Origin of the sequence: Moellerella wisconsensis, from assembly GCF_022592395.1 — a bacterium.
GTDB lineage: Bacteria > Pseudomonadota > Gammaproteobacteria > Enterobacterales > Enterobacteriaceae > Moellerella > Moellerella wisconsensis.
Window position 1 is genome coordinate 2,848,269 of the sequence record NZ_CP093242.1, and the last position, 13,244, is coordinate 2,861,512.

The window sequence follows — 13,244 nt, forward strand, 5'->3', positions numbered from 1 at the left end:
ACTCCATTCATCCCATTTGATGAATACAACCCAACAAAAAGGCCGCCAATCTTTAAATTGCGGCCTTTTTGTTGGCTATTGTCATATGACTAATTGAATTATTCGTCCAACAGAGTCACATGGCCAATATACGGTAAGTGACGATATTGTTGTGCATAATCAATACCATAACCAACAACGAATTTATCTTCGATAGAATAGCCAATCCACTCTACAGGGACATCGACTTCACGGCGCGATGGCTTATCTAATAAAGTACAGATAGCCACAGATTTTGGCCCACGTAAGGCCAGAATTTCACGAACTTTATTCAGCGTATTACCGGAATCAATGATATCTTCTACGATTAATACGTGCTTATTACGGATATCTTCATCCAGATCTTTGACAATTTTAACATCACGACTGGAATTCATGGTATTACCATAGCTAGACACGGTCATAAAATCAACCTCATGCGGCGCTTGGATTTTCCGGCATAAATCAGCCATAAAAATAAACGACCCTTTTAACAAACCAACTAATACTAAGTCGCCGTCAACATCTTGATAATGAGCCGTAATTTTTTCGGCTAACTCACTCACGCGCTGGTCAATCTCTTCTTCAGAGATCATCACTTCTAAAATATGTTTCATGATCTATTGGTATCTATGGGGAATGGAAAGCGTGACATTTTAACATAGGCAGCATGCAGACGCGATAATATTGCCAATAATGATAATTTGAATGAAATATTCATGATAAAACATCTAGTTAGCAACTAATCAGTATCCTACTTAACAGATAGAGCAATATCATTTATTTCAAAAACATGATTTAATCTGTACAGATAAACTTGATTCAATCTAAATATATTAGTAATAACATAATGATTTTCAACAAATATTCCACTTAATTTTTGATCTAACTAATTGAATATTCTGAACCATGGGATAAATTATTGTGGTTATTTTCCGATAACGGTAAAAGCTATAGGTTACTAACAATTCTATTATTATGTTCACGTAACTTGACATAAAAACGGTATAGAATACTGAATGCATAAAATTATCTTATTTTCATACATAGTTTCACTACTTAGTTTCAGTGGTGTTGCAAAAGCACTTTCACCTAGCGAAGCTGAAGATCTCGCCGATCTAACAGCGGTATTCGTTTATCTTAAATATGACTGTGGTTATTCACAAATTCCCGATCGTGAAATTGAACGTGCGATTATCTATTTCGCCCAAACCAATAAATGGGATCTGACTAATTATAATTCTCTAGATATGTCGAAGCTCAATAAAGAAAGTTATACCGATTTAAAAGGCATTCCACTCTCTAATGAATTTAAATGTCAGTCTCTGGCACGTGATTCTCTGGGGTTATTTGCCTATGTCAAATAATTATTAAGCTATTTTAGCTTGCATACCGATGATATATTGAATGCTCCGCTTGCGGTTATAATAACTATTATATATCTGTTCTTTAAAATACTTTTTAAGTTGTCGCCTTAAAACCGCACAATCAATATGTGCAGTTTTCGAGGCTTATTTTTTCTTATTCTTCAGTTTTTTCTGATTTCTGGTTATCAATAATCGATTGATTTAAAATCGCTTTAGCCATCCACTGTATCATGGCCATAACCTGGGCATTATCCATTTTCCAAATATCTTTTAATACTAATAAAATTTCTGAGCCATAAATAACAGAAAAAGCTTTTATCGTTTTATCAATAATATCTGACGAGAATTCAGATTCCATTGGCTCAGCAACCATCGATAATATCTTTTTACGATTTCCGCGCTGAAAGCGCTTTGCCTTAGGATCTTCATTATTATGCTGTGATCGAGTTTCTGCCCATTGTTGCAGTGAAACTTGTAATGCAGCACGCAAGGCGCCTTCATGTTCAAACATTCGCGGATACGAATAATTAATTAATTCGCTAATGCGCTCTTCTGTTTTATCACTTTTTGGTCGCCAAGTTAAAATAGGCCCGAGACTTTCATTGACCGTTGCTGTAATTAAATCGCTTTGGGTGGGGAAATAACGATACGCGGTGGCCCTTGATACTCCAGCCTCGGTAGCTAATTCAGAAATCGATGGCATGACCCCCTGCTCAAACATCGCCATTGCCGTTCCGATAAGTAAATGATAGGTCCGTTTACGTGTACCGGTGTAATTATGGGTTGGCTTATCTTGTAGCATAAATAAAATCCTGCTCAGTGTTTAATCTATTTTATAGTTTATATTACATTAATCATATCAACTGATTAACATCATTAAACTATTGGCGTCTCTTTTTTACTAATTATATTAGCTCATATGTTAATAAATATAATATTAACCCTAGGCTTTATTTTAATCTTGGCAATTTACTATATAAGCGCCTACCTAAAATATTCATATACTTAATATTATAAGTAATCGCTGATTTATTGCTCACTTTTAGATGTAAATAGGCATTTGTAGCGATAAACCACTATAAGTATATATTCCGATCTCCATCAGACATAAAGTAGCACATTAATTGCATATATCTCATTATATTCATCGCTAATTTAAATAATTTTTATTTTTCTTTTTTATAATATTATATTAACAATCATTTTATGATCATTAGCATCATTTTACGATTATTAATGATTAAGTATCAAGTTTAATGAGACAAAGGTCTCATATTTGACAATTCGCAAATGATACTATAGTCTCATTGCGGTTATAATCCATTCGCGAATTGATCTTATCAATGAGGATTATCTTCTGAGCAAACACCAGGGTTTCATTTATTTAGCCTCGACGCTAGATACTAAAAGTGCTGAGATTTTTTATCTTAGCCAATTAATACAAGATGCTGGACTACCAGTAAAAATTGTTGATTTAACCACCAAGCCTAGTGTTATCCCTCCTACTGTTGATGTTAATGCGGATACCATCGCCGCTTATCATCCCGAAGGAAAAGATGCAGTTTTTTGCAACGATAGAGGCAATGCAATTGCTGCTATGGCACTGGCTTTTGAGCATTATTTATTGCAACAAGATGATCTCCTTGCCATTTTAGGGCTAGGGGGCTCAGGCGGAACCGCATTGATAACCCCGGCCATGCAAGCCCTACCGGTTGGTATTCCTAAATTAATGGTATCAACTATGGCTTCTGGTGATATTTCAGGGTATATCGGCGCGAGTGATATTTCGATGATGTATTCAGTAACCGATATTTCTGGGCTGAATATTATTTCTCGCAAAGTATTAAAAAATGCCGCCTATATGATTGCAGGTTCAGTCTATTTTAATCTGCGCGAAGAACAAGTCACTAAAAGCAAGCCTGCTGTAGCATTGACTATGTTCGGGGTTACTACCCCTTGCGTCCAGCTTTTGACCCAACAGCTGGAAAGTAATTTTGATTGCTTAGTGTTTCATGCCACTGGCAGTGGCGGCAAAGCAATGGAAAAACTAATTGATAGTCATTTATTACATTCAGTGTTAGATATCACGACTACCGAAGTCTGCGATTATCTCTTTGGAGGCGTTTTAGCCTGTGATGACGATCGTTTTGGTGCAATAGCCCGCACTCAGACCCCAAGTATAGTTTCTTGCGGTGCCTTAGATATGATCAATTTTGGTCGCCCGGCAACTATCCCGGTGGCACACCAAGACCGATTGTTTTACAACCATAATTCTCAAGTTACGTTGATGCGTACCAATAGAGAAGAAAACCATAAAATGGGTATTTGGATCGCTGAAAAACTAAATCGCTGCACGGGAGATATCACATTTATTATTCCTACGGCTGGTTTTTCCGCGCTAGATATTGAAGGGGGCCCATTCTGGTTGCCAGAGGCTAATCAAGCATTTATCGATGCTTTTATCCAACACTATAAACTGACTGCCAGCCGAAAATTAGTCTTGAGTCCTTATCACATTAACTCAGTCGAATTTAGCCAGCAGCTGCTCAGCTTACATGACGACCAAAGCAAATTAGCGCTATTGGTCAGCTAATTTTTAAAATATGAAAGATCCCGATAAAAAATGAGAGATATTTCAGCCAAGCGGAGTTCAATAACATGAAGCATAGCCGTGATCAATTACTCAGCAAATTCAGAGCGATGATAGCGCGTAAAGAACCGATTATCGGGGGCGGTGCAGGCACCGGTTTATCTGCAAAATGTGAAGAGGCAGGCGGTATTGATCTCATCGTTATCTATAACTCGGGGCGCTACCGTATGGCGGGTCGAGGATCATTGGCGGGGTTATTAGCCTACGGAAACGCCAATGAAATTGTGATGGATATGGCCAAAGAAGTTTTGCCGGTGGTGAAACATACGCCGGTATTAGCGGGCGTGAATGGTACCGATCCCTTCTGTCAATTTGATCAGTTTTTAGATGCCGTTAAAGCTATTGGTTTTTCTGGCGTTCAGAACTTCCCGACCGTCGGGCTGATTGATGGCGTTTTCCGCGCGAATTTAGAAGAAACGGGCATGGGCTATAGTTTAGAAGTCGATATGATCCGTCTCGCTCATGAAAAAGGCTTATTCACCACGCCTTATGTATTTAATCGTGAGAATGCGATAGCCATGACAGAAGCCGGAGCCGATATCATTGTTCCACATATGGGATTAACTACTGGCGGCAATATTGGTGCAGATACCGCATTAACGCTGAAAGATTGCGTGCCCTTAATTAATGATTGGGCCAATGCCGCAAAATCCGTTAGAGAAGACATTATTGTGCTATGCCACGGTGGGCCTATCGCCACGCCTGAAGATGCTCAGTATATTCTGGATAATTGCCCTGATTGCCATGGTTTTTATGGTGCTAGTTCAATGGAACGTTTACCAACAGAAATTGCATTAACCCAAACCACCACTGAGTTTAAAGCGCTTAAGCGCGACTAAAATAAAAAGCTATTTATAATATTTATTATTCTATTTTTAACACAATATATTTAAACAACACCAGACCAAACGCCTACATATTTATTGTAGGCGTTTTTTATCCACACAACCTTTTATTTATACCTATCGTGATTTATACCAATTTCGCGATCAGCGTAGCTAAATCACCCTGTAAAAAATTCACGGGTGGGATCTCAATTACAGTATATGCCCCCGCCGGTTGTTTAATACTAGCTCTCGCCGCGGAAACCATAAATTGAGAGGTTAACGCTGGATTATTAATGCGCATAGAATATTCAAATAATTGATTATGTGTGCCGCCAGAAACACCTTTATGGCTCATTTGTACCCCATGCCCCACATCTTTCAACGCATCAACGCTATCGACTTGACGTACATGTGTTTCATCTGAGGCAAAATAGCTATCTGCTTTGATCGCCGTAGCTACGGTCTCAAAATCAGCCTCTGGCGCTAGTTCGATATACACCATACGACGATGCACCCCGGTCCCCAAAGGGATAGTGACCGATAATGCATCTTTAACACCAGTAACTGCCTTAGCGGCCACACTGTGCCCCATACTCATACCGGGACCAAAGTTAGTAAATGTCACACCTTTAGGCGCCATTGCCAGCATTAATGTACGGATAATTGAATCAGAGCCTGGATCCCAACCCGCAGAGCAAATAGCGACACTATTATGCGCTTTAGCCACTGCATCAAGTGCCTGTTTTAACGCCACAATATCGGAATGAACATCAAAGCTGTCGACAGTATTAATACCCAGTTTTAATATTTTCTCTGCCAGTGGTTGAATAGCTCGCGTCGGTGAGCACAGCAGAGCAACATCGACCATACCCAGTTTTTCAATCTCATTAACGACAAGATAATCAGCTAATTCTACAGGGATCTCGCTTGTATTACGGCGTACAACCCCGACGATTTCAAAATCACTGGCGGCTTGTAAGGCTTCAAGGGCGTATCGGCCAATATTGCCATAACCCACAATAGCCGCTTTTATTTTTTTCACTCCGCGCTCCTATTTATGCATGTTATGCATGCTCATTAATTAAATTAATATTTATTTCGTATCGTTCATAATCAAGCTTGACGATCTCTCGGATAATTGCACAATAACGCAATATATAAATCATCAAATACCCTAAAATAGGTCACCATCATGCAAAAAATAGAGCTATCAAGCCAGTGATAATTAAGCAAAAAATCAACTTAATATGATTGTCTGTTTTTAATACTGTTAAGCAATGATTAATCCGTGTAAAATCCGCAAACTTTTTATATTCTATCTCACTCAATATCCCAGATAATTCGAGTTTATATTGTGATTCGCCGAGAGAAATAACGCGCTTGCAACTCGATCTATACGGATAAATTTAATTAATGAAGGTTTTAAATGCATCAGTCAGATGTCACTGAGCGCTCGCTCTATTCCCTGAGCTGGCCGATATTTATCGATATTTTTCTTCATCTGGCCACTCTGCTTATCAATACTTATATGGTTAGCCATGTCTCTACGGCGTATCTTGCTGCCATGGGGGTGGGTAATCAGGTTTTTGACCTATTCATCACCATTTTTAACTTTATCAGTGTTGGATGCAGTGTGGTTATCGCTCAATATTTAGGGGCAGGAAAACGCGATAAAGCCAGCCAAGCGATTCATATCTCGATCGCCTTTAACTTATTATTAGGCTGCTTAAGTGCGCTAGTCGCTTTATTTTTTGGCTACAAAATACTAAGTATAATGAATACCCCTGCCCATTTAATGGATGATGGATATGCTTATTTGCATATTTTAGGTATTTGTTTAATTCCAGAAGCCATCAGTATTATTCTCGCGGCTTGCTTACGAGTCCACGGCAAAGCTCAACCCGCCATGTGGGTTACCTTAGTAGCGAATATAATCACCGTTATCGGTAATATGATTGTTTTATATGGCTTCTTTGGATTACCACAGTACGGATTAGAAGGAGTCGCATGGTCAACAGTAATTGGGCGCATTGTTGCTGTTATCTTACTGTTCTGCTTATTATTCCTCGGCTTACGTATTAAGTTCTCTTTTTCTCTGTTGCTGCTGTGGTCGAGATCAATGCTGGGTAAAATCCTGCATATTGGCTTGCCTTCTGCCGGTGAGAATTTAGTCTGGATCCTACACTTCATGACCGCATCGGCCTTCATTGGACTGATGGGGGAAACCTCGTTAGCCGCTCAAACGCTATATTTCCAATTATCGTTATTTATTATGCTGTTCGGTATCTCGATAAGCATCGGTAATGAAATTATGGTCGGCCATTTAGTCGGAGCTAAACGTTTTCAAGACGCGTTTTCTCGCGGCGTTAAAAGCCTGAAAATGGGCTTTTTTGTCACCATCGGTATCGTGTTGGTATTCTGGTCATTGCGTCATCCGATTTTAGACGCTCTAACTGAAGATAAAAGTATCGCTGAGCTATTATTACCGTTGTTCTTATTATCGGTATTTTTAGAGCCCGGTCGTACCATTAATATTGTCATGGTAAATGCTCTACGCGCCGCGGGTGATGCACGTTTCCCACTGTTTACTGCCATCATCTTTATGTGGGGGGTCGCTATTCCACTGGGCTATTTCCTCGGGATTAAAATGGAAATGGGTCTGCTCGGTATTTGGCTCGGTTTCTTTGCCGATGAATGGCTACGAGGGCTCACCAATGCTTGGCGCTGGCGCTCGAAGAAATGGCAAACTAAACGTTTAGATCTTGAAGGCTAATCTATTGATCAGGGGTAACAATTTCCAGTGCCCCTGAATAAGTTAACGATAGCCAATAAATATAAACAACGCTGTAAATACCGTCATAGCCTAGCCCGAGTAAACTGCGGATACACCGCTTTATTCGCGCTGGGCTTTTTTATGCCAGTATTAGGCTAAAAACAATGCCATAACACCATTGAAAAGAAAAATAATCTATTAAATGAAAATAAAAGAGAAATAACTCCCAACAAATAGATTAAAGACAACAAACTTAGTGAAACTTTTCTCTTAATAATTGATTAAAATACAGATAGATTCTAATGGTATTATTTGGGGCTAAGTTATCGACATGGACAATCATACACATTCAGCACTGTGGCAATATTTTATTCGTGCCGTAAAGCAAGAAGTAAAACCTGCGTTAGGGTGTACAGAACCGATTTCTCTCGCTTTAGCCGCGGCTAAAGCTGCTGCATATCTGGATGGCGAAATTATTCGTATCAATGCTTTTGTCTCGCCGAATCTGATGAAAAATGGCATGGGTGTAACCGTTCCAGGGACCGGCATGGTTGGATTACCTATCGCCGCAGCATTGGGTGCAATTGCCGGAGATGCTGATGCAGGACTCGAAGTATTAAAATCAGCCTCTCCTCACTCGATTGAACACTGTAAAAAAATGTTAGCTCAAGGCCAAGTGACCGTTGATATTAAATTCCCATGCGAAGATATTATCTATTCCGAAGCCAGCGTTTTTAGTGCTACTGGCTCCGCGACGGTAGTGATTGCCGGCACACACACTCGCGTGGTGAAAATTATCCATAATGGAATAACCGTACTGGATTTAACTGCCGCGAAGACAGATATCGATACGCCTATCGATTGCGCCGCAGATATTCCATTGCAAAAAGTGACCGCCAAACAAGTCTATCATTTTGCCACCGAGGCGCCTTTTGAGGATATTAGCTTTATTTTACACGCTGCATCCCTCAATGATGCACTCTCGCAAGAGGGGCTTAAAAATGTCTATGGACTGCACATTGGTAGGACATTACAGGCGCAGCGTGAACGCGGACTGTTATCTAAAGATTTACTGTCAGAAATCATGATCCGTACCTCGGCCGCCTCTGATGCACGTATGGGCGGTGCAGTATTGCCGGCAATGAGTAATTCTGGGTCTGGAAATCAAGGAATTGCAGCGACCATGCCGGTATTAGTGGCTGCCGATCATTTAAATGCTAGCGAGGAACAGCTCGCTCGGGCACTGATGTTATCGCATTTAATGGCCATTTATATTCACAGTCAATTACCGCCGCTTTCAGCATTATGTGCAGCAACCACAGCCGCAATGGGGGCAGCAGCAGGAATTGCGTGGCTACTCGAAGCGCGTTACGAAGTAGTCGCCATGGCAATCTCTAGCATGATAGGCGATGTCAGTGGAATGATTTGTGATGGCGCCTCTAATAGCTGCGCGATGAAGGTCTCCACCAGCGCTAGTGCCGCCTATAAAGCCGTGCTAATGGCGTTAGATAATAGCTGCGTAAGAGGCTCTGATGGTATTGTCTCTGATGATGTCGATCAGTCAATTGCTAATTTGTGTGCTCTTGCTAAAGGGTCAATGCGTCATACAGATGTGCAAATTATAGAAATTATGGCTAGCAAAGCTAAATACGCGTAATAGCCATTTATTTCCCGTACAAAGCCATAAAAAACAACAAGAAGTGCGGGTTTAGCGCCTTCTTGTTGGGCTTAATAATGACGATCTCAATTACTGTTAGAATCAATGCTCAGCTAATTTTAAACTGGCAAATTTCTGACGGATTAGCGACTCTGGCAAAGAAACCCCAATAAAAACCATCACGCTATTACGCGGCTCATTTTCTTGCCATTCACGATCCCAATCAGCGCTGTATAAACGCTGAACGCCTTGAAATAATAACCGGCAAGGCTGATCAACAATCGATAAAATTCCTTTATAACGTAATAGATTATCAGCAAAACTTAGCAATAATTCTTCCATCACCTGCGATACCGCCATTAATTCAACCGGATAATCGAGCTCGACCACTATTGATTGCACTTCATTTTGTTGTTTGGGTACAAAGCGTAATTTGGGTTGGCTGATATTCAATTGATCATTTAAAATAAAACCTTGTACATCAAAGAGTAAACCAACATCAATGGCCCCATGCGTTACTGAATAAACCGGTGCTCTGGCATTAATACGCTGTAAACGTTCAATTAATACCGTGTTGTCTGAGTTTATATCCGTTTTAGTCAGTAAAATACGGTCTGCGTATCCTATTTGTGCTTGTGCTATCGCAAAATCATTCAGTTGTTTTTCAGCATGAACCGCATCAACTAAGGTAATGATACCGTCTAATAAAAAACGCTCACATAATGTTTCATGCGAGAAAAAAGTCTGCGTAATAGGCCCTGGGTCGGCCATGCCGGTACATTCAATCAATAAACGGTCAAATTCAATCTTGCCGCTATCAACACTGTCCAATAAATCTAACAGTGCATCTTCTAATTCACTGGAACGACTGCAACAGATACAGCCATTGCTTAATGTTTTTATTTGCGTCGCGCGATCACCGATTAATTCATCATCTATCGGGACTTCGCCAAATTCATTTTCAATAACCGCAATTTTATACCCATGCTGTTCATTTAAAATATGACGTAATAGCGTGGTTTTCCCCGCGCCTAAAAAACCGGTTAAAATTGTGACAGAAATTGGTTTCATCGCTTATCCTCAGCTCTCTTCTTTTTTGGCTTGGCTCAACCCGCCGATTGATTATGATGAAATAACTGTATCCTATTAAACAGATCACGACCTTAGCGGTGCTCACTCTTTCTGTGTAAATAAAACAGTTTCATCAAGATAACCCATAAAAAAATGCCCCACACAGTGATAACTCAGCATGCAGGGGCATTTATCATTGACTAATCAATACCAAATATTAATGTGAAGAAGTTTTTACACCTTCTTTTGGTACTGGTACATAAGGCGTTTCTGCATCTGTACGATTCGGATTTTTCAGCGCTTTCATTGCTGTTTTAATACCGAAGAAAATGATGCCATAAACCACGACTAAGAACAGAATACTTAAGCCCGCATTGGTGTAGTTATTGATAATAATATGGTTCATATCGATAACTTGCTGAGCAGATAGATCTGTACCGCCCGCTGCAATTTTCTCTTTATATACATTAGCTAAGTATAAGAAACCTTCAAGTTGTGGATTATCACTGAACAGTTTCAGTCCTAATGCCCATGTTGTACAAATCAATAACCAAACCGCCGGTAAAATAGTGACCAAGACGTATTTTCCGCGTTTCATTTTGATTAATACCACGGTACTCAGAACTAAGGCTACCGCAGCCAACATCTGGTTGGAGATACCGAACAGTGGCCACAAGCTCTTAACACCGCCCAGAGGATCAACAACGCCTTGATACAATAAGTATCCCCAAAGACCCACACAACCCGCTGTTCCGATAATACCCGCAACCAGAGAGTCTGTTTTCTTCAAGAATGGAACAAAGTTACCTAATAGATCTTGCAGCATAAAGCGGCCAGAACGTGTACCGGCATCCAATGCCGTCAAGATAAACAGCGCTTCGAACAAAATACCGAAGTGATACCAAAAGCCCATATTTGCCGCAGGTATAATTTCATGGAACACATAAGCAATACCCACAGCCAAAGTGGGCGCACCACCTGCACGGTTCAGTACAGAAGGCTCACCGATATCTTTCGCAGTTTGCAGAATTTGCTCAGGCGAAATAACAAAGCCCCAAGAACTAACAGTTGCAGCTGCGTGAACAGTCACATCTTTCAGCTGCGCCATAATCATCGCGCCATCAGGACCTCCCAGCTCATGCAGATTAGGCATAGTGATACCTAATGCGGCTGGTGGGGTATTCATCGCAAAATACAAACCTGGTTCAATAATTGAAGCTGCAACTAAAGCCATAATAGCGACGAAAGATTCCATCAACATCGCACCATAACCGATATAACGTGCATCTTTTTCATTTGCCAGCAGTTTTGGTGTGGTTCCTGAAGCGATTAACGCATGGAAGCCAGAGACCGCACCACAAGCAATGGTGATAAATAAGAACGGGAATAACGTACCTTTCCACACTGGACCAGTACCGTCGATATACTGAGTTACCGCAGGCATTTTCAGCTCAGGGTTCAGAATAACGATACCAACAGCTAAACCGACGATAACACCGATTTTCAGGAAGGTTGCCAAATAGTCACGAGGCGCTAAAATTAGCCAGACCGGTAACAGTGCAGAAATAAATGCATAACCCACTAATACATAAGTAATTGTAGTATCTTTAAAGGTTAATGCTGGGCCCCAGTATGGGTCATGTGCAATCACACCACCGAACCAAATCGCCATAATCAGTAACACAATACCGATAACTGAGATTTCTCCCACGCGTCCCGGTCGGATATATCGCATATATACCCCCATGAACAGCGCAATAGGCACAGTAGAACAAACAGTAAACACACCCCATGGGCTTTCTGCCAAGGCTTTAACCACGATCAGCGCCAACACGGCAAGAATAATGATCATGATAAGGAAACAGCCAAACAGAGCTAATGTTCCGGGAATTGGACCTAATTCTTCTTTAATAATTTCACCTAATGAGGCGCCATTACGACGAGAAGAAATAAACAACACCATAAAGTCCTGCACCGCACCGGCTAATACCACACCCGCTAGCAGCCATAATGTCCCCGGTAAATAACCGACCTGAGCAGCTAACACCGGTCCAACTAACGGCCCCGCCCCTGCGATTGCCGCAAAGTGATGCCCAAACAATACATTTTTATTGGTTGGAACATAATTCAAGCCATCATTATTAATAACGGCAGGTGTCGCACGCGTTTCATCCAGCTTCATTACTTTTTTAGCGATATATAAGCTGTAATAACGATATGCGATAAGGTAAACCGCAACAGATGCAACCACAATCCATAGTGCGCTAATATGTTCTCCGCGTCTGAGTGCAACTACTCCCAGACACACCGCACCTATAATCCCTAAAATCATCCAGGGAACGTGCTTCAAGATACCATTTTTGTTCATATAACACCCTTCTGAGGTAAAACGAACATGTGAATTAATGTCAGTATTGGCAGTTCAGTTAGTATGTGTTCTGAGATCAGATTGAGTTTCTGCCATGGTGCGTATGATAGAAACATCTAGGCTAAAAAAGCGCAGAGCCTGCCTGAACGGTTACATATAATATTAAGCGGTCATTTTTGACTGATGAATGGTTTTCTATTATCACTAACAGAGGTAAAACTGTGATGTAGGTATCATTTTTCTTTTGTTTTCAATATGTTATTTTATTAACAATTATCATTGTTCGTTAATTTATTGTTTGTTTTTAGTCAATTATCTTCGGTCGTTATATATTTTAATTGATTTAATTTTCATTAATCTACAACCTAGCAGCACCATTGAAGATTATTCTGATCTTAAGCTAAACAAATAACGCTTTATTTTCTTTATTAATCAAACTTATTAATTATTTAATGATTAGTAAGCTAATTAGTAATTTTATCTAACCTTAGTATATCCTCCTACTCTGTGACT

Annotated in this window: 10 protein-coding genes; 5 read left to right on the forward strand and 5 right to left on the reverse strand. The window is 40.4% G+C overall.

The genetic code is table 11. From position 1 onward, the window contains the following. Positions 1–98: 98 nt before the first annotated feature. Entirely contained in the window at positions 99–635 is a 537-nt protein-coding gene (hpt, locus tag MNY66_RS12520; protein ID WP_241501006.1) for a hypoxanthine phosphoribosyltransferase, read from the reverse strand. Positions 636–1,037: 402 nt separating this feature from the next. Between hpt and MNY66_RS12525 the strand changes: the two genes are divergently transcribed. Then, positions 1,038–1,385: a YacC family pilotin-like protein gene (locus MNY66_RS12525; RefSeq protein ID WP_047256898.1), complete on the forward strand. Its 348-nt coding sequence runs from the start codon at positions 1,038–1,040 to the stop codon at positions 1,383–1,385. A 154-nt stretch (positions 1,386–1,539) separates the two neighbouring features. Here MNY66_RS12525 and MNY66_RS12530 read toward each other — a convergent pair whose 3' ends face one another. Beyond that, a complete protein-coding gene (locus MNY66_RS12530; RefSeq protein WP_047256899.1) occupies positions 1,540–2,187 on the reverse strand; it encodes a TetR/AcrR family transcriptional regulator in 648 nt (215 codons plus the stop codon). Between the two features lie 555 nt (positions 2,188–2,742). Between MNY66_RS12530 and MNY66_RS12535 the strand changes: the two genes are divergently transcribed. Then, positions 2,743–3,978 carry a Tm-1-like ATP-binding domain-containing protein gene (locus tag MNY66_RS12535; RefSeq protein ID WP_047256900.1) on the forward strand — a complete coding sequence of 412 codons (1,236 nt, stop codon included), beginning with the start codon at positions 2,743–2,745 and terminating at the stop codon, positions 3,976–3,978. A 65-nt stretch (positions 3,979–4,043) separates the two neighbouring features. Beyond that, entirely contained in the window at positions 4,044–4,874 is an 831-nt protein-coding gene (locus tag MNY66_RS12540) for a phosphoenolpyruvate hydrolase family protein (protein WP_241501007.1), read from the forward strand. Positions 4,875–5,007: 133 nt separating this feature from the next. On the opposite strand, the gene MNY66_RS12545 is transcribed toward MNY66_RS12540, so the two are convergent. After that, the gene (locus MNY66_RS12545) at positions 5,008–5,904 is read right to left on the reverse strand and encodes a diaminopimelate dehydrogenase (protein ID WP_047256902.1); all 897 of its coding nucleotides are present in this window, start codon (positions 5,902–5,904) and stop codon (positions 5,008–5,010) included. 384 nt (positions 5,905–6,288) lie between these two features. Between MNY66_RS12545 and MNY66_RS12550 the strand changes: the two genes are divergently transcribed. After that, positions 6,289–7,635 carry an MATE family efflux transporter gene (locus tag MNY66_RS12550; protein ID WP_047256903.1) on the forward strand — a complete coding sequence of 449 codons (1,347 nt, stop codon included), beginning with the start codon at positions 6,289–6,291 and terminating at the stop codon, positions 7,633–7,635. Between the two features lie 331 nt (positions 7,636–7,966). Continuing rightward, positions 7,967–9,292 carry an L-cysteine desulfidase family protein gene (locus tag MNY66_RS12555; RefSeq protein ID WP_047256904.1) on the forward strand — a complete coding sequence of 442 codons (1,326 nt, stop codon included), beginning with the start codon at positions 7,967–7,969 and terminating at the stop codon, positions 9,290–9,292. 102 nt (positions 9,293–9,394) lie between these two features. Here MNY66_RS12555 and yjiA read toward each other — a convergent pair whose 3' ends face one another. Both yjiA and MNY66_RS12565 read right to left on the reverse strand, forming a co-directional pair. Further along, positions 9,395–10,363, reverse strand: coding sequence for a GTPase (yjiA, locus tag MNY66_RS12560; protein ID WP_047256905.1), 969 nt, complete (start codon positions 10,361–10,363; stop codon positions 9,395–9,397). A 217-nt stretch (positions 10,364–10,580) separates the two neighbouring features. Further along, entirely contained in the window at positions 10,581–12,731 is a 2,151-nt protein-coding gene (locus MNY66_RS12565) for a carbon starvation CstA family protein (protein ID WP_047256906.1), read from the reverse strand. Between the last annotated feature and the right edge of the window lie 513 nt (positions 12,732–13,244).